We start from the raw sequence: 19,539 nt of genomic DNA on the forward strand, positions 1-19,539 counted from the left end.
AAGGAGGCGCTAGCGGGCAGTAGCGGGCCGGGCGGACGCTTTCGGCTGAGCGGCAGCCGGTTTGGGCTTTGCCTTGGCCGCCGACCTGCCTTTTGCTTTCGTTTCCGGCCTGGGTTTGGCTTTCCCCTTGGGCTTGGGTTTGGCGGGCGGGGTAAACTGCTTGCCCAACACGGCCCGGCGGGTCGGGCGTTCCGCGAGGCGCCACCGGAAGCCCTTGAGCTGCTTGGCATCGGCGGTAAGCTCGTGGGGCGGAATAAAGCTGGCGTCGGGGTTGGTCAGGAAGGATATCGTCTGGAGCTTGTTGTCGGCAAAGCGCAGGGCCATGTTCGCGCTGACGGCTTTGTTCAGGCCGGTGAGGGCCGTGTCGCCTTCAAGAGCAAAGTACAGGCTCTCGGAGTTGCCAAGCACGTCAACTTTTTTCAGCTTGCTCTCCTGGAAGTAGGCCACCATGTTGCGGCCCTTCACCTGGTTGAAGTTCAGCAGGGTATCCTGGCCCACGATAAACGAGTTGGCGTACAGCCGCATCTGGTCGATCTTGCTGCGCCGCTGCCGGATTTCCATGCTGTCGGCCGTGAGCTGGTTTTTGTTGTTCCACAGAATCGGCCCCTGGTTGAGGTAGATGATGGAATCCAACCGGTTGTACGTCAGCGAGTCGCAGCGCCCCTGCAGGTCGGCGCGGAAGATGCGCACGTGCTTGTAGGCGTAGATGACGCCAGCGCTGTTCTTGGCGGTGTTGCCTTCCACGCTGGTCAGCGTATCGGCGGCCAGGTAGAGGGTATCCTTGTCGGAGATGTTGCGCATCACCGGGGAGCCGTACACCTTGGCCCGGCCTAAACCGCGCCAGTAGCGCCCGGCGTCGCCCCGAATCACAATGTTGTCTTTTTTCGAGGTCATCGACACGTGCCCGGTGGCTACGCCGTACTGCCGGCCCTCGTCGTACACGAGCTGGTCACCGCCGAGCAGGTAGTTGGGCGTCTCGATCTTAGCGTTGCGCTTAAAGTTGGAAACCCGCGTGAGGGTGTTGTACTGGCCGTTTTCGGCGTAGAGCGTGCCCTGTTTCCCTTTGATGCGGGTAGGCCCGAAGAAGTACACGACCTTGCTGATGGTATTGTACTGCAGCGTGTCGCCGGTGATGTCGTAGTCCTTGGTGACCACGTGCACGTCGCGCTTGAAGCTGAATACCTTGGACGAGGTATTGTAGTAGCCGAACTGGCTGTCGAGCGTGTTCTCGGGGTCGGTGAGGTGGCCGCCGCTGCTGTAGTAGGCCAGGTTCTTGTTCAGGTCGTAGTCGAGCAGCTGGGTGGTAAGTGTCATGCGCGGGTCGCGCATGGTCACGTTGCCGGTCATGCGGGCCTTGCGGGTGTCGCCGTCGTAGTAGCCCCGGTCCCCGGTGATGGTCACCGTGTCGTTGTCGACGATGCGCACGTTGCTGAACGCCTCGATGGCGTTGCGCTCGGTGTACTGGTAGGCCGAGTCGCAGTACAGCAGCGTATTGCCCTGCCGGAAGCTCACGGCCCCGATCAGCTTGCGGATCTGCACCCCGTTGAACACCCCGCCGACCAGCTCCTGGGAGCCGAGCAGCTCCACGCGCTGGCCCTTGGGCGGCGGGGCCGGCTGGCTGCGGGCCGCCGGGCGCTGCTGGGCGCCGGCCCAGGCGGGCAAGAGTACGATCAGGAAGAAAAAAAGAAGCTTCGGAAAAGGCATTTCAGGGCAAAGGTACGGAAGGCCCGCTGGTAACGCCCATCTTTGCAGCATAGTGCCTTTAGAGAGGAGTCAGGAGTTAGAAGCTGGGAGTTAGAATGGTTTTTAACTGCCGTTATGTTGCCGTTATTTAGCTGTCATCCTTAATCTGGCGTACGGCGCAAGCCGAAGGACCCTAGCACCGAAGAACGATACTCGCAAAAACGACTCGTTCACACCTTATAAGGTTCTTCGCAGGCTCAGGATGACCGCCTTTATAAGCAACGACGCCAACCACCCCGCCCTTCGGGCACCCCTCCTTAACTAAGGAGGGGAACTGACTTTCCCCAACCTCCCGCCTCCTTCTCCTAGCTCCTGCGCAGCAGCTTCCAACTCCTAACTCCTACCAACAAATGCTTGACCGCGTCCGCCAATACATCGAAGAAAACGAGCTTTTCAACCTGGCCACCGACCAGTTGCTGGTAGCCGTAAGCGGGGGCATGGACTCGGTGGTGCTGGCCGACGTGCTGCACCGCCTGGGCGCGCAGTTTGCCATTGCCCACTGCCATTTCGGGCTGCGCGGCGAGGAAGCCGATGCCGACGAGGAATTCGTACGCAAGCTGGCCAAGAAGTACAACGTGCCCTACTTCGCCGAATTCTTCCAGACCAAGGCATTTGCCGAGCAGGAAGGCATTTCTACCCAGATGGCGGCCCGGGCCCTGCGCTACGAGTGGTTTGAGCGAATCCGCCAGACCCAGGGCCTCGACTACACTGCCACCGCCCACCACCAGCGCGACGCGGCCGAAACCATGCTGCTCAACCTCACCCATGGTACCGGGCTGGCCGGTTTTCACGGCATCCGGCCCAAGAACGCCAACCTGGTCCGGCCCCTGCTGGGCATCGGCAAGCCCGATCTGTTTGACTACCTCGTGGAAGAGCGCCTCGTCTGGCGCGAGGATGCCTCCAATGACAGTCCTACCTACCAGCGCAACCGCCTCCGCCTGGAAGTGCTGCCCGTGCTGCGCGACATCAACCCCAGCCTCGACCATAGCCTGCAGCTGACCGCCGAGCGGGTAGGCGGGGCCGAGGAAATCCTGCGCCGCTACGTGGCCGACACGGCCGCCCAGGCCCGCCGTACCGCCGAGGAAGCCACCTACCTCAACATCGCCACCCTGCAGGGCACGGCCGCCACCGCGCTGGTTTTGCACGAGCTGCTGCGGCCATTCAACTTCTCGTATCTGGTCGTCAAGGACATTGTAGCGGCGTTCAAGGCGCCGGCCGGACGGAAGTTTGAGTCGCCGACCCATTTGCTGGTCAAGGACCGCGACGAGCTGGTGATTACGCCCCGTCGCCTGACCGGCTTCGGAACCCATCAGCTGATGGCCGGGCAGGCGGAACTGGACGCCGACGGGCTGCGCCTGCGGGCCGAGGAAGCTGCTGCCGAAGGGTTCGACCTACCCCGGGGCAAGAACGTGGCCGCGCTGGACGCCGACCGCCTGCAGTTTCCGCTCACGGTGCGCCGCTGGCAGGAAGGCGACTGGTTTATGCCCATCGGCCTGAAAGGCAAAAAGAAGCTCAGCGACTTCCTGATCGACCAGAAAGTGCCGCTTAACCTCAAAGACGAAGTGCGGGTGCTCGTCACGGCCGACCAGAAGATTGCCTGGGTTATCGGCTTCCGGCCCGATGACCGGTACAAGGTAACCGAGGAAACGCAGCGCGTGCTCGTCGTGCGCAAGCTGTAAAAGGCTTCTGCCTTCGTGGAGCAGGCTTCGGCAACGTTCCCGTAAGTTGTTTAACCCGGCTATGGGTTTTCGCTTACTTTTACGGCTCGGATTTCAAAACCTAAAACTCAATTCCCACCCGATGAAAGTTACCGTAGTAGGGGCTGGCAACGTAGGCGCAACCTGCGCTGATGTATTGGCCACCCGCGAAATCGCCAACGAAATCGTCCTCGTCGACATCAAGGAAGGCTTCGCCGAAGGCAAAGCGCTGGACATCTGGCAGAAAGCCCCCATTATCGGCTACGACTCGCGCACCGTGGGCGTGACCGGCGACTACAGCCGCACGGCCGACTCCGACGTAGTGGTTATCACCTCCGGCCTGCCCCGCAAGCCCGGCATGACCCGCGACGACCTGATTTCGACCAACGCCGGCATCGTGAAGTCGGTGACCGAGCAGGTAGTGAAATACTCGCCCAACGCCATTATCATCATCGTCAGCAATCCGCTCGACGTGATGACCTACCAGGCCCACCTCACCTCGGGTCTGCCCCGCGAGAAGGTGTTCGGCATGGCCGGCATCCTCGATACGGCCCGCTACCGCGCCTTCCTGGCCGAGGCGCTCAACGTAAGCCCCAAGGACATTCAGGCCGTGCTGATGGGCGGCCACGGCGACACCATGGTGCCCCTGCCCCGCTACACGACGGTAGGCGGTATTCCCGTAACCGAGCTGATCGGCAAAGCCGAGCTTGACGCCATCGTAGCCCGCACCACCAACGGTGGCGGTGAGCTGGTGAAGCTGATGGGTACGTCGGCCTGGTATGCCCCCGGCGCCGCTGCGGCTCAGATGGTAGAAGCCATTGTGCGCGACCAGCGCCGCGTATTCCCCGTCTGCATCAAGCTCGAAGGCGAGTATGGCATCGACGGCGTGTACCTGGGTGCTCCGGTTATCCTGGGCAAGAACGGCATCGAGAAAGTTATTGAGCTCCAGCTCAACGACGAAGAGAAGCAGCTGCTCGAAACCTCCCGCGGCCACGTGAAAGAGGTAATGGATGCCCTCGACAACATGAGCAAGGCCAGCGCCTAGTTTTCAGTCGAGTCCTGAAAGATTTTTACCCGCCCGCTCTGCCCCGCAGAGCGGGCGGTTTGCTTTCTTGCCGGTACCAACCTTTCCTTGCTCATGACTGCCGCCCACGTTCAAGCTGCCCTCGACGCTCTGGCTGACCCCGCGCGGGCGGTGCTACTGCAGCGGTTTTTCAAGACCGGCCCGGGCGACTACGGCGAAGGTGACCGGTTTCTGGGCCTCAACCTGCCCCAGCAGCGCGAAGTGGCCCGGCACTTTAAAACCCTGCCCCTGCCCGAAACCGAGCAGCTGCTGACCAGCCCCTGGCACGAGCACCGGCAAACGGCGCTCATCATCTGGACGCTACAGTATGCCAAAGCGGGACCAGCCGGACGGCAGGCCATCCACGAGGCGTATCTACAGAACCGCCAACGGGTCAACAACTGGAACCTGGTCGACATTACCTGCCCGCTGCTGCTGGGCACCCACCTGCTGCACCAGGACCGGAGCCTGTTGTATGAGCTGACGGCCGAAAATCACCTCTGGAGCCAGCGCATGAGCATCGTAGCTACGCTGGCCTTTATCCGCAAGCGGCAGCTGCAGGATACGTTTGCCATTGCCGAGCAACTCCTCTCCCACCCGCACGACCTGATTCACAAAGCCACCGGCTGGATGCTGCGGGAGGCGGGCAAACGGAGCGAGGAAGCCCTGGAGGAATTTCTGGCTGACCACCGCGGGCTCCTGCCCCGCACGACCCTGCGCTACGCCATCGAGAAGCTGGAGCCCGCCCGGCGGCACTGGCACCTGATGAGCTGAGTTGCTAGTTGACAGTTGTCAGTTGTTAGTTGTTAGTTGTCAGAACGATCCTGACAACTAACAACTAACAACTAACAACTAATAACCTACTTCTGACTGGCACGGAACAGCTTCTGCTTTTCCTCTTTCGACAGGCTCTCGTAGCCGGACCGGGAAATCTTGTCCAGAATCACGTCGATTTCCTCCTGCATCGGATTTACCAGGCCGCCGCTCTTGCCCTTCGCAGGAGTTGCAGCCGGCCGGTCGCGGTGGGTGACGCGCAGGTTGGGACGGCCGTGCAGCAGGTTATCGATCCAGTCGCCCACAGCCTGCACCGGACGGCCCAGGTCGCGGCCGGCCTGGAGCTGCTTGATAAACACAAAGCCCAGGATGGCCCCGCCCAGGTGGGCAATATCACCACCCACGTTGCCGCCATTAATGCCCACTATCGACATCAGCACCACCACGGCTGCGATGTACTTGATGCGGACCGGGCCTATGAAAATGACATTGAAGGTATAGTTGGGCAACAGGGTAGCGCCCCCTACGATAATGGCCGTCACGCTGGCTGAAGCGCCGTACAGAATTGCATACTGGCTTTGAAAGCGGGGCAGCAGGTTGTACGCCAGCAGATACAGCACAGCCCCGGCCAGGGCGCCCAGCACGTAGAGGCTCACCAGCTTCCGGTTGCCGAGGTATTCCCGCACCAGGGCTCCAAACCAGTACAGGTTCAGCAGGTTGAACAGGATATGCAGCGGCGCGATGTGCACGAGGCTGTAGGTGAGCAGCGTCCAGGGGCGGGTCAGCAGGCGCGACGGCTCCGAGGGTACAGCCAGCCAGGCCAGCACCGGCCGGAACGTGTCGATGGGCCCGCCGCTGCTCAGAAACCGGATTGCCCCAAACAGCATCAGCCCGGCAAACACCAGCACGTTGATCAGCAGAAGCTGATTCAGGGCGTTGTCGCGGCGGCTAAAGGCGGTGCGGATATCGTTGATAATGCTCATCGGGTGGAAATCAATAAAACTGGCCGCGGCTGCGCTCCCAGAGTTTCAACAGAATGAAGGCAACCAGCATTCCACTAAGGTGGGCAAAGTGGGCAATGTTGTCGCCGGGGGCCCGCTGCACGCCCGCGTACAGCTCGTAGGCCCCGTAAAGGAATACGAAGTACTTGGCTTTGATGGGCACCGGTAAAAACAGCAGCATCAGCTCGGTGTTCGGAAACAGGTAGGCAAACGCAAACAGCAGCCCGAACAGGGCACCTGACGCGCCGACCATCGGCGCATTCAGGGCAGAGTTAAAGATGGCACTGATAGTTTCCTTGGCCGACGCAACGACGCCCTGGTTTTCGGGGTGGTTATCCAGCTCGGCCGCCACCGCCTCATACCCCCTGGCACCAGGCATATTCTCCTCGAAAAAGTCAGCCAGCCGCACGCCGGACGGAGCCTCCTCGAATGCCAGCCGGTCGTCGTTCATCTTATTCAGCTCGTAGTGGCGTACGCCGGAATACAGAATGCCGGCCCCGATACCGCATACCAGCCAGAATGTGAGAAAACGCTGCTGCCCCCAGCGCTGCTCCAGCAAGGGCCCAAAGGAAACCAGACCGAACATGTTCGACAGCAGGTGGCCGATGCCGCCGTGCATGAACATGTAGGTCACAAACTGCCAGGGCTGAAATTTCAGCGAGCCAAAAGGATATAAGGCCAGAAAGTTGAGTCCCAGCTGACTTTGCAGGATGAAAACGCCGATGTTGATGAAAAGCAGAATGCGTACTGTCGGGGTCAGGTTGAACATGGCGCGGAAGCTAGGCCGGGAAAATCAGGGTTTACGGAAGAAGTCGGCCAGTTGGCTTAGCTCCAACAGTACGAGCGTACGGCGCCCATCGGGGGTGTAGCCCGGTACCTGACAGGCAAACAGCTTATCGACCAACGCGTTCATCTCCGTTTCCGACAAACGGCCGCTGCCGGCGCTGCCCGCCACCCGCCGGGCCAGGGTCCGGGCCAGCTGCTCGCGCCGGTTCAGGCGAATGGGCCCGGCCTGGGTGCGAAACTGCTCAATCAGACTTTCGAGCAGCTCTTTTTCGTCGCGGTTGGGCACGTCGGCAGGCAAGCCTTCCACGGCAATGGTGTACTGCCCGAACTCGGCAAACCGGAACCCCAGCGCGTGCAGATCGTCGGTGGCTTCGCGCAGCACGGCAAAGTCGGCGGGCGAAAAGGTGACGGTACGCGGAAACAGCAACGTCTGGGAGCCGCTGCTTTCCGGGCCGCCGCCCTGGGCGTAGGACTCAAACAGAATCCGCTCCCGGGCCGCCACCTGGTCAATCAGCATCATGCCCGACTTCACGGGCACGGCCAGGTACTGCTGCACCTGCACGGCCCGGCTGCCGGGTCCGCCGCTGGTTTCGGGCAGGGGCAGCTCAGGAGCAGTATCCTCGGCGTTGGGAAAAACCTCCGAAAGGCCCTGGTTGTCGCGGAATGGACGGTCGGCACTGGCGGCGGGCTTGCTCGTATCAGGCAGCGCGGCTTCAGCCTCAAGGTCGGGCAGCGGAATCTGACCCAGGCTGCGGTAAAACTCTTCGAGCTCCCGCTTGGCCTGCTCCGTTGGGCGGGGCGGCAGCTCCCGCTCGAAGCCCGCCAGGTTTTTGGGGCGGCTGCCCCCGCTGCCCGAAACCGGCCGCTGCACGGGCAGGGAATCGGGCTGGCGCTGGTCGTCGAAGGGGTTGCGGCTGGCTGAGGAGGTGCGCAGGGGCTGGATGGGTGCAAAGTTGACGTCGCCCTCGAAATCGAGGGAGGGCGCCATGTTGTGGATACCCAAGGACTGCTTGACGGCGGCACGCACAATGGCATAGACGGTTTTCTCGTCCTCAAACTTGATTTCCGTCTTGGTGGGGTGCACGTTGATGTCGATGGTTTTGGGGTCCAGCTCCAGGAACAGTACGTAGAACGGATGGGCATCGCGGGGAAGCAGCCCTTCGTAGGCGGCCAGCACGGCGTGGTTGAGGTAGGCCGAGCGGATAAACCGGTTGTTGACGAAGAAAAACTGGTCGCCCCGGCTTTTCTTGGCCGCCTCGGGCTTGCCGATAAAGCCTTTGATGGTGATAAAAGGCGTGACTTCCTCTACCGCGGCCAGCTGCTCCTTGTAGCCGTTGCCGAGCAACGCCACGATCCGCTGGCTGAGCTTGCCAGCGGGCAGGTTGAACACCTCCAGATCGTTCTGAAACAGAGAAAAGCCGATCTGCGGGTTGGCCAGGGCCACGTGCTGAAACTCGTCCAGGATGTGGCGCATCTCTACCGCGTTGCTTTTGAGAAAGTTACGACGAGCGGGCACGTTGAAAAACAGGTTTTTTACCGAGATGCTGGTGCCGTCGGGGCAGGCCACGGGCTGCTGGCTCGTAATCTGGGAGCCTTCGACCAGCAGCAGCGTGCCGGTGTCCTGGTCGCGAAGCTTGGTGCGCAGCTCTACCTGGGCCACGGCGGCAATGCTGGCCAGGGCCTCGCCCCGGAAGCCGAGGGTGCGGATGCGAAACAAATCCTCCGTGGTCCGGATCTTGGAGGTGGCGTGGCGCTCCAGGCTCATGCGGGCATCGGTCGGGCTCATGCCGGCTCCGTTGTCGACCACCTGCACCAGCTGCTTGCCGGCTTCCTTTACAATCAGCTGCACTTGGGTGGCACCGGCATCCACGGCATTTTCCATAAGCTCCTTTACCGCCGAAGCCGGGCGCTGCACCACTTCCCCGGCGGCAATCTGATTAGCCAGGTATTCGGGCAGCAATTGAATCACATCTGCCATGGGCGGGGAACTGAAGGTGAGAATGAAGCGGTTAGAGGCGGCAGAACCAACCGGCTCCGCTTCCAAAACGTCCGACCTAGGGAAAAAATCCGTAAGTTTGCGGCCGACTTTTTGTGGGAAGACGCTATACCGGATTTAAAGCCGCTGCGTTGGAAAGAAGTAGTCATCCGCTACTGCCTGCCGTAAAAAGGGGTCAAACCCTGGCCGCGGAGCTTTCCGGCGGCGGGCAAAAGTAGGGCTATTTCTGCTTGATTTCAATCATACGACAGACCACTGGAGCCGATGCTCAAGGAATTCCGAATTAGACTCTTACTGCTCCTATTGGCCGCTACGGGTCTGATTATTTCCTCTTCGGCACCGAAGGATAAGGGGATGCGCCCTAGTTCGGTGGCCGAGGAGAACTGGGTCGACAGCGTGTTCAATACCCTGACGCCCGACCAGCGCCTGGGTCAGCTGTTTATGGTGGCCGCCTACTCCAACAAGGACCGGCGCCACGTGCAGCAGGTAGATGAGCTGGTTCGCACGCATGGCATCGGGGGCATCATGTTCCTGCAGGGCGGCCCCCGCCGGCAGGCTTCGCTCACCAACCACTACCAGAAGCTGGCGAAAGTGCCCCTGCTGGTCGCTATGGATGCCGAGTGGGGACTTTCCATGCGCCTCGACTCCTCCATGCACTTTGCCAAGCAGATGACGCTGGGCGCCATGGACGACGAGCAGTACGTGTACCAGATGGGCCGCGAAATTGCGCTGAAGATGAAAACCCTGGGCGTGCACGTCAGCTTCTCCCCGGTTATCGACGTCAACTCCAACCCGGATAACCCGGTTATCGGCAACCGCTCGTTCGGCGAGAACAAGGAACAGGTGTCGCAGCGCGGCATCGCCTATATCCGGGGCCTGCAGGACCACGGCATCATGGCCGTTGCCAAGCACTTCCCGGGCCACGGCGACACCGACGTAGACTCCCACGTGGCGCTGCCGGTGGTAAACACCGACATGGCCCGCCTGACCAACGTGGACCTGTACCCGTTTCAGAAGTCGTTCGAGGCCGGGGTAATGGGCGTGATGGTGGCGCACCTCTACATGCCGCTGTTCGACACCACCCGCAACCAGACCACTACCCTTTCCCGCAGCCTCGTGACCGGCCTGCTCAAGGAAAAGATGGCGTATAAAGGTCTGGTGTTCACGGATGCGCTGAACATGAAGAGCGTCACGAACCACTACAAGGCCGGTGAGCTGGACGCCTTGGCCTTGATTGCGGGCAACGACGTACTGCTGTTCTCCGAGGATGTTCCCCTGGGCTTGCAGCGCATTCGAGAGGCCGTTACGGCCGGTAAGATCACCCAGGAAGACATTGACGCCCGGGTCCGCAAGATCCTGCGCGCCAAGTTCTGGGCCGGCCTGAACCGCTATCAGCCGGTGGACCTGCCCAACCTGATGAACGACCTGAACCGGCCCCTGAGCCGGATGGTGCAGCAGCAGATCTACGAGCACGCCGTTACGGTTGCCAAAAACGACGACGATCTGCTACCCTTCCACCGCCTCGACACGCTGCGCATCGCCACGGTTACCGTCGGCGCGAAGGGCGGCAGCACGTTCGGGGAGATTATGAGCAAGTACCAGCCTGGCCCGGTGTACTCGGTGCCGAACCGGTACGCGGCGGACACGGCCTTTACCAACCTGCTGCCCCGCCTGGCCCCGTATAATGTAGTGGTGGTCAGCCTGCACGGCATGAACAATACGCCGGCCCACAACTACGGCATCGGTGAAGGAGCCCTCAGCTTTATCAAGCAGCTGCAGGCCAATAAGAGCATCAAAACCGTGGTTGTTGCCATGGGCAACGCCTACGGCCTGAAGTACGTGGAGGACGCGCGCACCCTGGTGTGCGGCTACGAAGACAACTTCGCGGCCCAGCTCGTGGTGCCCCAGGTGCTGTTCGGCGCCCTGCCCGCCAAGGGCCGCCTGCCCGTGACGGTGTCGCCGAAGCTGGTGGCCGGTAAGGGTGTGCCTACTCCCGACTTCCGCCGCCTGCGCTATGCCACCCCGGAAAGCGAAGGGCTGGACTCCCGCATCCTGGCTCAGATCGATAACATCGCGCTGGAGTCGGTAGCCTACGCGGCCGCTCCGGGCTGCCAGGTGCTGGTAGCCAAAAACGGCGCCGTGGTCTTCGACAAAAGCTACGGCTACTGCACCTACGACAAGTCGCAGCCGGTAAGCAACAGCACCCTCTACGACCTGGCTTCCATCACCAAGGTGGCCGGCACCCTGCAGGCTATTATGTACCTCAAGGACGAGGGCAAGCTCAACCTCGACGAGAAAGTTGCTACCTACCTACCCGAGTTGCGCAACACCAACAAGCGGGAGATGACCGTGCGCGACGTGCTGCTGCACCAGGCTGGCCTCAAGCCGGGCATCCCTACCTGGGAGCGGACGGTGAGCAAGGGAGGCCTCAAGCCGACCTTCTACGCCAGCGCCCGCTCCGACGACTACCCCAACGAGGTGTCGCCCGGCACGTTCAGCTCCAAAGCCACCGACGACTCGGTCTGGGTGTGGATTCAGCGCAGCTCCCTGCTGCCCAAGATCAAGGGCAAATACCCGGTTGAGTACAGCGACCTGAGCTTTATTATGCTCAAGAACCTGGCGGAGCGGGTGGCCAAGGAGCCCATCGACCAGTTTCTGGAGAAGACCATCTACAAGCCCCTGGGTCTGGCCTCGATGACCTATAACCCCTTGGCGCGGTTTCCGAAGTCGTGCATTGCGCCCACGGAGAATGACACCTATTTCCGCCGCACCCAGCTCCAGGGCACGGTACACGACCAGACGGCAGCCTTAATCGGCGGCGTAAGCGGCCATGCCGGCCTGTTCTCCAACGCCAACGACCTGGCCGTACTGATGCAAATGAATCTGCAGAACGGCCGCTACGGCGGGCAGCGCTACTTCCAGACCCCGGTCGTAACCGAGTTTGCCCGGTCGCAGTCGGCCGGCAATAAGCGCGGGCTGGGCTGGGACCACGGCAACCCCGAGAAGCCGGAAGGACCCACGTCGAATCTGTCGCCGGCCTCCACGTTCGGGCATACCGGCTTCACCGGCACCTGCGTGTGGATGGACCCCGAGAACAAGATTCTCTACATCTTCCTCTCGAACCGGGTGTACCCCGACGCCGGCAACAACAAGCTGCGGCAGTTTAACATCCGCACCCGCATCCACGACGTGATCTACAAATCGCTGCAGAAAACCTGACAGCCAACAACCTCGACCGTACTTCCGGTGTCCTTGAACTGCCCGTGGCCTTCGTCACGGGCTTTTTCTTGCTACCTTTTCGCGCTTTTCCAACATCCCGGCTTCGGGCTGGTTTGGCAAAGCAGTAGCGTACCCTCTGCCCCACCCCTTCTATGAACATCGGCATCGTCTGTTATCCCACCTTTGGCGGCTCCGGCGTGGTAGCTACCGAGCTGGGCAAAGCGCTGGCGCTCAAAGGCCACCGCGTCCACTTTATCACCTATAGCCAGCCCGTGCGGCTCGATTTCTTCAACGAGAACCTCTTTTACCACGAGGTGTACGTGCCGGCTTATCCTCTCTTTCAGTTTCCGCCCTACGAACTGGCTTTGGCCTCGAAGATGGTCGACATTGTGCAGAACGAGAAGCTCGACGTGCTGCACGTACACTACGCTATTCCCCACGCTTCGGCAGCCTATATGGCCAAGCAGATTCTGCGTACCAAGGGCATCCAGATTCCCTTTATCACCACCCTGCACGGCACCGATATTACCCTGGTGGGCAAGGACGCCTCCTACGAGCCGGTTGTCACGTTCAGCATCAACCAGAGCGACGGCGTTACGGCCGTATCGGCGGATTTGATGCGGGAAACCTACGAGTACTTCCCCATTGAGAAGGACATCGAGGTGATTCCCAACTTCATCAACCTGGACCGGTTCAAGAAGCAGAACAAAAGTCACTTCCGCACCGCCATTGCCCCGGAGGGCGAGAAGCTGCTGATTCATACCTCCAACTTCCGCTCGGTAAAGCGCATCGATGACGTTGTAGCCATCTTCGCTGGTGTGCGGCGGCAGATTCCGGCCAAGCTCCTGCTGGTAGGCGACGGCCCGGACCGGCCCCGCATCGAGAAGCTCTGCCGCGACACCGGCTTCTGCAACGATATCCGCTTCCTGGGCAAGCTCGAAGCCGTGGAGGAAGTGTTGAGCGTGAGCGACCTGTTTTTAATGCCCTCGGAAAAGGAAAGCTTCGGCCTGGCCGCTCTTGAAGCCATGGCCTGCGAAGTACCGGTCGTCAGCACCAACGCCGGGGGCATTCCCGAGCTGAACGTGGACGGCGTGACCGGTACCACGAGCGAAATCGGCGACGTGGAGGACATGGTCAAGAATGCCCTGTTCATTTTGCAGGACGAGAACCTGCCCCGCTTTAAAGCCGCCGCCCGGGCCCGGGCCGAGGAGTTTGCCGTCGAGAACATCGTCCCGCTCTACGAGGCCTGCTACCAGCGCGCCATCGACTCCCAGCTGGCTACGGTTTAGCTTTTTTAGTTGCTCGTTGTCAGTTGTCCGTTGTTAGTCAATAGCATAGCCTAAATACAAAGTGCCGCCCACAATTGTGAGCGGCACTTTGTATTTAGGCTATGCTTGAATCGAAGTAGGAAAAGAAAAAACCGGACAACGAACAACTGACAACTATATCTTAAAACAGCCCGGCGGCTTCACGCTTCACGAACGCCAGGGCCTGGGCGGTGGGGTCAGCTTCGTCGGTCATCAGACTTTCGAGCACCCGCTTGGCCAGGTCGGTGCCGCGCTGCTGCTGGGGGTTGGGCAGGGCGTGAAAGGCCTTGTTGATCATCGTGAGCACGTTTTCCTTGGCCTGCTTCACCTGGGCCCAGGACTCATGGCTCATGTACAGCTGCTGGGACAGGTTGTGCTCAAACTCCGAGCGGATTTCGGTGAGCAGGGCACGGTGGTAGTCCTGAGCGGTCTGCCCGCCGCTGCTCAGGCGCACCAGAATGTTGTTCGGGGTGATGCGCTCCAGCAGCAGCACGATCCGCTCATACGCCTGCAGGCGCATAGGCAGGGTCGTCTGGCTGCTTTGCAGGCGCAGCTCGATCAGGCGGCGCTGCTGGTCTTTGTCGAGGTACTGCCGGATAATGAGCAGGATAGCGCCGCCGACGATGATGGCCGGCAGGATAATCTTGAGCAGGTCGAAAAGATACGTGGTCGTGTTCATGTTGAAATTACGTCGGACGGGGGGCGGAAGGTCGGGAAAAACGCTGAACCCTCCCACCCTGCCGGCTGTTACAGAGGTACGGCAGCCGGTAACTCCTATCCCCTCAGGCTTCGTATCTTTGTCTGCAACTTCGCTTTTAACGTAGCTACACATGGTAACGGCACCCACTAAAACCGCTCCGATCAGCCTCACCCCCCGGGCCCTGGCTGAGGTTAAAAATATTCTTGTCGAGAAAAAGGTCCCCACCGAGTACGGCCTGCGCATTGGCGTGCAGGGCGGTGGCTGCTCGGGCATGAGCTACCTGCTCGGCTTCGACAAGCCCAAGGACAACGACGAGACCTTCGAGCTCGACGGCGTCACGCTGGTGATGGATAAAAAGCACGCCATGTACGTGCTGGGCATGGAAGTCGACTTCCAGGACGGCCTCAACGCCCGCGGCTTCGTCTTCAACAACCCCCAGGCCAAGAGCACCTGCGGCTGCGGCTCCTCGTTCTCGGCGTAAGCAGCTCGTTTACATCACAAAAAAGCCCCGACCATGCCTGGTCGGGGCTTTTTTGTTTGCGGGCCGGCTGTCTATTCGGCTGCCAGCACGCGGCTGCTTTGCTTTACCTTTTCCACCTTGGCTTTTATTTCGCCCAGGCCGAGGTTGTGAATGCTGCCCAGGTGGGTGGTCTGGAAGTCTTTGTGGGGCACGTAGGTGCCGTTTTCCACCGCCTGGCCTACCTGCTTGTACGCTTCCCGGAACGGCACCCCGGCCTGAATCAGCTGGTTGATGTTCTCAACCGAGAAAATGCCGTCGTACTTGGCGTGGTTGAGCAGGTCGGGCTTTATTTTCAGCTGGGGCAAAGCAAACAGCAGGATGTCGAGGATGTCGAGCAGCTGGGCCATGGGCTCAAACATCACTTCTTTAAGCAGCTGAAAGTCGCGGTGGTAGCCGCTGGGCAGGTTATTGGTGGCGAGCATGATGGTCGTCGGCAGACCCTGAAGCACGTTGCACCGGGCCCGGACCAGCTCAAACACGTCAGGGTTCTTCTTGTGCGGCATGATGCTGGAGCCGGTGGTGAACTCCTTGGGCAGCTCGACAAACGCCAGGTCCTGGGAGTTGTACAGCACCAGGTCGTAGGCCAGCTTGGAAAGCGTGCCGCAGATGCCGGCCAGGGCAAAGGCCACCGTCTTCTCGGTTTTGCCCCGCAGCATCTGAGCGCCCACGCTGCTCACGGCCAGGTTACCGAAGCCCATTTCCCGGGTCGTCAGCTGCCGGTCAATGGGAAACGAGGAGCCGAAGCCCGCGCCCGAGCCCAGCGGGTTCTGGTCGGCCACGGCGTGGGCGGCTTCGAACAAGGCAATGTCGAGCAGCAGGTGCTCGGCATAGGCCGAAAACCACAGCCCGAACGAGCTGGGCATGGCGGCCTGAAAGTGGGTGTAGCCCGGCATCAGGTCGGTTTGGTGCGCGGCGGCCTTGTCCAGCATCACTTCCACCAGCGCCAGCACTTTGGCGGCGGCCCGCTCGGTGTAGTCTTTCAGGAACAGTTGAATAGCGGTCAGCACCTGGTCGTTGCGGGAGCGGGCAGTGTGAATTTTCTTGCCCGCGTCGCCAAACTTATCGGTCAGGTAAAACTCCAGCTTGGAGTGCACGTCCTCAAAGGAGTCGTCGATGGTAAAGGTGCCGGCTTCGATCTGGGCTTCCAGCTCGCTCAGGCCCTGCTGGAGCTGCTCATTCTCGGCACTGGAAATCAGCCCGACCTTAGCCAGCATCACGGCCTGGGCCATGGACGAGCGGACGTCGAACCGCGCCAGGTACACATCCAGTTCCCGGTCGCGGCCCACGGTGAACTGTTCAATCTTCTTATCGACGGCAATGCCTTTATCCCAGATTTTCATGCGTTGTTGGCTGATGCCGACCCAGGGTCGGATAAATCAATAGTTGAAGGTACAGGGCCGCCACTGCTTTGCCGCAATACGTCCGCTATTTGACGGTTTTGCACGCCCGGGCCGGAGAAGTCCCGGGGTATATTGAGTAGTACCTGATCCGTCGCGCAGCTCATGCCGGAAATCACCACCTTCCTCCCATTCAACGACCAGCCCCAGGCCAGCCGGGCTATGCAGGCCATGCTGAAGATAACCAAGCTGGACATTGCCGCGCTGGAGCAGGCGTAGGACAGTAGCGCGGGCTCTGTAGTCCGGGCCCGGTTTATCCAGGCGCGGACTACAGAGCCCGCGCTATAATTCAAGGCCCGCCAGCAGCTCGATGTACTCCTGGATGCCCGACCGGATTTCGCTGAGCAGAATGTACTCGTCGGGAGTATGGGACCGGGCCGAGTCGCCGGGGCCGATTTTCACCGTATCGAAGGGCATCATGCTCTGGTCCGACAGCGTGGCCGAGCCGAACGTGCGCTTGCCCAACGCCAGGGCTTTCCGCACCAGTGGGTGGCCGGACGCAATGCGGGACGAGTTGAGGTGAGTAGACCGGGGCGTGACGTCGGCGTCTATATGCTCCTGCACGATGCGTACTACCTCCGGGTTCGAGTAGCACTCGTTGGTGCGCACGTCCACCACAAACTGGCAGCGGTCCGGCACCACGTTGTGCTGGGAGCCGGCCTGGATCTGGGTTACGGTCATCTTGACGGGTCCCAGCAGGGGCGAGACGTCCGGAAACCGAAACCCGCGTACCCACTGGATAGCCTCCAGCGCCTTATACAGGGCGTTTTCGCCTTCGTCGCGGGCCGCGTGGCCGCTTTTGCCGTAGGCGACGCAGTCGAGCACCACCAGTCCTTTCTCGGCTACGGCCAAATCCATCTGCGTGGGTTCCCCCACCACGCCCAGGCTGATTTTGGGGAGCAGCGGCAGCAGGAGGCGGATTCCGTCGATGCCGGACACTTCCTCCTCCGCCGTGATGGCGCAGATCAGGTTAAAGGCCGGCGGGTGTTGCTCGAAGTACAGAAACGCGGCCAGCAAGCTCACGGCCGAAGCGCCCGCGTCGTTGCTGCCCAGGCCGATGAGCCTCTCCCCTTCCAGCACGCCCCCGAACGGGTCATGCGTCCACGACGTGCCGGGCTTTACCGTGTCGTGGTGGGAATTGAGCAGCACGGTGGGACGGGCCGGATGGAAGTGGCGGCTGATGGCCCAGACGTTGTTTTTGTCGCGCTGCGGGTGGGCGCCGTGAAAGGTCAGGAAGCGGAAGATCAGCTCGGCCGTGTCCTGCTCCTCCCGCGAAAACGACGGGGTCTGGATCAGCTCGGTCAGCAGCTTGATGGCGTCGTCGGTCAGCTTTTCGATTAGCTCCGGCATAGCACGGTTTTCACGGGTTCGTTGATTTTCAGCGCATTTTCGATGATAACCTTTTCTACGCCCGCGTCGAGGGCGGCAAAGGCGTTGTCCAGCTTGGGCAGCATGCCGGCAGCTACTACCCCATTGGCTTTCAGCTGGGCGTACTGCGCGGGCGTTATCTGCGGAATCACCGAGCTGTCGTCGTTGATATCAGCCAGGACGCCGTCTTTTTCAAAGCAGAAGTGCAGCTCTACCTGGTAGCGGCCGGCCAGGGCCGTGGCCAGGCGGCTGGCAATGGTATCAGCGTTGGTGTTGAGCAGCTGCCCCTGCCCGTCGTGGGTGATGGCGCAGAACACCGGGGTGATGCCGGCTTCCAGCAACTGCTCCACCAGTCCGGTGTTGACGCTGCCCTCGGGCAGGTCGCCGACGAAGCCGTAGTCGATGTCCTTCACCGGGCGCTTTATGGCCCGGATGGTGTTGCCGTCGGCCCCGCTCAGCCCCAGGGCATTTACCCCGTGCTGCTGGAGCAAAGCCACCAGCTGCTTGTTGGTTTTGCCGGCGTAGAACATGGTCACGATGTCGAGCGTGGCCGCGTCGGTAATGCGTCGGCCCTGCACCATCCGGGGCTCGATGCCCAGGTCCGAGAGCATCTGGCTGGCGCCCTTGCCCCCACCGTGCACCAGCACCTTGCGGCCGTCCAAGCGACTCAGCTCGGCCAGGAATTTCCCGAGTTGGGGCGCGTCATCAATGATGCCGCCGCCAATCTTAAATATCTTCAGGACTTCGCTCATAAGCAGGGAATTGGGGTGCAGCGCATACGTCCGTGAACGGCCGGAGCCTACGGAAAGCTACTGCCATCACCGGGGGCAGCGGGTCGGAACACAACAATTTTTTAATTCCGGAGCGGCAAAGTTTCCGAAAAAAAACGGCTAGTTTTGCAACGAATTCGCGGTCTAAATCATTTAAACCGCTGAAACACCCTTCGCTCTCAGTAGCTGTCATGAAACTTCTCTCCCCTATTGCGCCTTCGCTGCGGCCCACCACGGCCCTGCGAACAATGCCAGCTTAAGAGCTGGCTGCAATAGTTCGTCGGTGCGTTCCAAACGATAAACCCGGCGCGGGCGCCTCCCACGGCCCCACCGTAAGAGAACCTTTCTACGAAAAACAGACTGATCCGAGTGTAAGCCGCCGAGTGCCACGTCCTGGCCAGCCGCCAACCCGCCCCGTGCCCTTCTGAAGCCTGTCCTGACTATTTAGGCGCTTCCCTTTCGATACCGGCTTTTCCTCCGGTTGCCGCGTAGCCTTACCCCCACGCTACGCCCCAAGCTCCCCTTTTACTGTCTTTCCGAGTCTGTTGCCGTCTGCAAGGCAACCAACCGAGCTTTGACCATGATTTTACGAGTCGCCAATGCTGCCGATGCGCAGTATGTGGAAACCCTTTGTCAATGGTATGAGGAATCTGCCAGAACGCGCGGCGTCGGCATCGCCAAGCGCGACCCTAACTATCTGAAAAAGAAGATGGAGCGGGGCGACGCCATCATTGCCTTCCTCGACGACCAGCTGGCCGGCTTCTGCTACATCGAAACGTTCGAGGACAACAAGTTCGTGGTGAACTCCGGCCTGATCGTGAACACCGCGCTCCGCAAGGAAGGCCTGGGCCGCGCCATCAAGCACCGCGTGTTTGAGCTCTCGCGCACCAAGTACCCCCAGGCCAAGATCTTCGGCATCACCACCAGCGGGCCGGTCATGAAGATCAACTCCGAGCTGGGCTACCGACCCGTCACCTTCCCCGAGCTGACGCAGAGCGACGACTTCTGGAAGGGCTGCGCCTCGTGCAAAAACTACCCGATCCTGCAGGAAAATCAGCGCAAGATGTGCCTGTGCACCGGCATGGTCTACGACAAGCTCAACGACCAGTTCAGCCAGCAAACCATCGAAATCCTGAGCCAGGAGCAATCCTAGCAACAAGCAAATACCAGAACGTCATGCAGAACGAAGTGAAGCACC

General features: G+C 60.8%; 15 protein-coding genes. 7 read left to right on the top strand and 8 right to left on the bottom strand.

What is annotated here, in order from left to right:
- Positions 1 to 9: 9 nt before the first annotated feature.
- The gene (locus tag LJY25_RS15505) at positions 10 to 1,704 is read right to left on the bottom strand and encodes an OstA-like protein (protein ID WP_227609269.1); all 1,695 of its coding nucleotides are present in this window, start codon (positions 1,702 to 1,704) and stop codon (positions 10 to 12) included.
- A gap of 389 nt (positions 1,705 to 2,093) precedes the next feature.
- Here LJY25_RS15505 and tilS point away from each other — a divergent pair, with 389 nt between their 5' ends.
- From tilS to LJY25_RS15520, 3 genes are all read left to right on the top strand, one after another.
- Positions 2,094 to 3,422: a tRNA lysidine(34) synthetase TilS gene (gene tilS / locus LJY25_RS15510; RefSeq protein ID WP_227609270.1), complete on the top strand. Its 1,329-nt coding sequence runs from the start codon at positions 2,094 to 2,096 to the stop codon at positions 3,420 to 3,422.
- A 121-nt stretch (positions 3,423 to 3,543) separates the two neighbouring features.
- The gene (mdh, locus tag LJY25_RS15515) at positions 3,544 to 4,485 is read left to right on the top strand and encodes a malate dehydrogenase (protein WP_227609271.1); all 942 of its coding nucleotides are present in this window, start codon (positions 3,544 to 3,546) and stop codon (positions 4,483 to 4,485) included.
- Positions 4,486 to 4,578: 93 nt separating this feature from the next.
- On the top strand, positions 4,579 to 5,277 hold the full coding sequence (locus tag LJY25_RS15520; protein WP_227609272.1) for a DNA alkylation repair protein: 699 nt from the start codon (positions 4,579 to 4,581) through the stop codon (positions 5,275 to 5,277).
- An 86-nt stretch (positions 5,278 to 5,363) separates the two neighbouring features.
- Here LJY25_RS15520 and LJY25_RS15525 read toward each other — a convergent pair whose 3' ends face one another.
- Genes LJY25_RS15525 through mutL form a run of 3 tightly spaced genes read right to left on the bottom strand, consistent with a single transcriptional unit; the run spans position 5,364 to position 9,042 of the window.
- Positions 5,364 to 6,260 carry a rhomboid family intramembrane serine protease gene (locus LJY25_RS15525; RefSeq protein WP_227609273.1) on the bottom strand — a complete coding sequence of 299 codons (897 nt, stop codon included), beginning with the start codon at positions 6,258 to 6,260 and terminating at the stop codon, positions 5,364 to 5,366.
- A gap of 10 nt (positions 6,261 to 6,270) precedes the next feature.
- Positions 6,271 to 7,047 (bottom strand): rhomboid family intramembrane serine protease, encoded by a 777-nt coding sequence (locus tag LJY25_RS15530; protein WP_227609274.1) that lies wholly within the window; start codon positions 7,045 to 7,047, stop codon positions 6,271 to 6,273.
- Positions 7,048 to 7,071: 24 nt separating this feature from the next.
- Positions 7,072 to 9,042: a DNA mismatch repair endonuclease MutL gene (gene mutL / locus LJY25_RS15535; protein ID WP_227609275.1), complete on the bottom strand. Its 1,971-nt coding sequence runs from the start codon at positions 9,040 to 9,042 to the stop codon at positions 7,072 to 7,074.
- A 321-nt stretch (positions 9,043 to 9,363) separates the two neighbouring features.
- Between mutL and LJY25_RS15540 the strand changes: the two genes are divergently transcribed.
- The gene (locus tag LJY25_RS15540) at positions 9,364 to 12,279 is read left to right on the top strand and encodes a glycoside hydrolase family 3 N-terminal domain-containing protein (RefSeq protein ID WP_227609276.1); all 2,916 of its coding nucleotides are present in this window, start codon (positions 9,364 to 9,366) and stop codon (positions 12,277 to 12,279) included.
- A gap of 152 nt (positions 12,280 to 12,431) precedes the next feature.
- Positions 12,432 to 13,568 carry an N-acetyl-alpha-D-glucosaminyl L-malate synthase BshA gene (bshA, locus tag LJY25_RS15545; protein WP_227609277.1) on the top strand — a complete coding sequence of 379 codons (1,137 nt, stop codon included), beginning with the start codon at positions 12,432 to 12,434 and terminating at the stop codon, positions 13,566 to 13,568.
- Between the two features lie 160 nt (positions 13,569 to 13,728).
- Here bshA and LJY25_RS15550 read toward each other — a convergent pair whose 3' ends face one another.
- Positions 13,729 to 14,265, bottom strand: a complete 537-nt coding sequence (locus tag LJY25_RS15550) for a DUF7935 family protein (protein ID WP_227609278.1) — start codon at positions 14,263 to 14,265, stop codon at positions 13,729 to 13,731.
- 151 nt (positions 14,266 to 14,416) lie between these two features.
- Between LJY25_RS15550 and LJY25_RS15555 the strand changes: the two genes are divergently transcribed.
- Complete coding sequence (locus LJY25_RS15555) at positions 14,417 to 14,767, top strand: HesB/IscA family protein (protein ID WP_227609279.1); 351 nt, start codon at positions 14,417 to 14,419, stop codon at positions 14,765 to 14,767.
- Between the two features lie 71 nt (positions 14,768 to 14,838).
- Here LJY25_RS15555 and argH read toward each other — a convergent pair whose 3' ends face one another.
- The 3 genes from argH to argB all read right to left on the bottom strand — a co-directional run bounded on the left by argH (position 14,839) and on the right by argB (position 18,323).
- Entirely contained in the window at positions 14,839 to 16,146 is a 1,308-nt protein-coding gene (argH, locus tag LJY25_RS15560) for an argininosuccinate lyase (protein WP_227609280.1), read from the bottom strand.
- Between the two features lie 339 nt (positions 16,147 to 16,485).
- Positions 16,486 to 17,553 (bottom strand): M20 family metallo-hydrolase, encoded by a 1,068-nt coding sequence (locus LJY25_RS15565; protein WP_227609281.1) that lies wholly within the window; start codon positions 17,551 to 17,553, stop codon positions 16,486 to 16,488.
- Positions 17,541 to 18,323, bottom strand: a complete 783-nt coding sequence (gene argB / locus LJY25_RS15570) for an acetylglutamate kinase (RefSeq protein ID WP_227609282.1) — start codon at positions 18,321 to 18,323, stop codon at positions 17,541 to 17,543. The genes LJY25_RS15565 and argB overlap by 13 nt, the downstream gene beginning before the upstream one ends.
- A gap of 598 nt (positions 18,324 to 18,921) precedes the next feature.
- Here argB and LJY25_RS15575 point away from each other — a divergent pair.
- Entirely contained in the window at positions 18,922 to 19,494 is a 573-nt protein-coding gene (locus LJY25_RS15575) for a GNAT family N-acetyltransferase (protein ID WP_227609283.1), read from the top strand.
- Positions 19,495 to 19,539 lie beyond the last annotated feature (45 nt).

This window comes from Hymenobacter translucens, assembly GCF_020685205.1.
Lineage (GTDB): Bacteria > Bacteroidota > Bacteroidia > Cytophagales > Hymenobacteraceae > Hymenobacter > Hymenobacter translucens.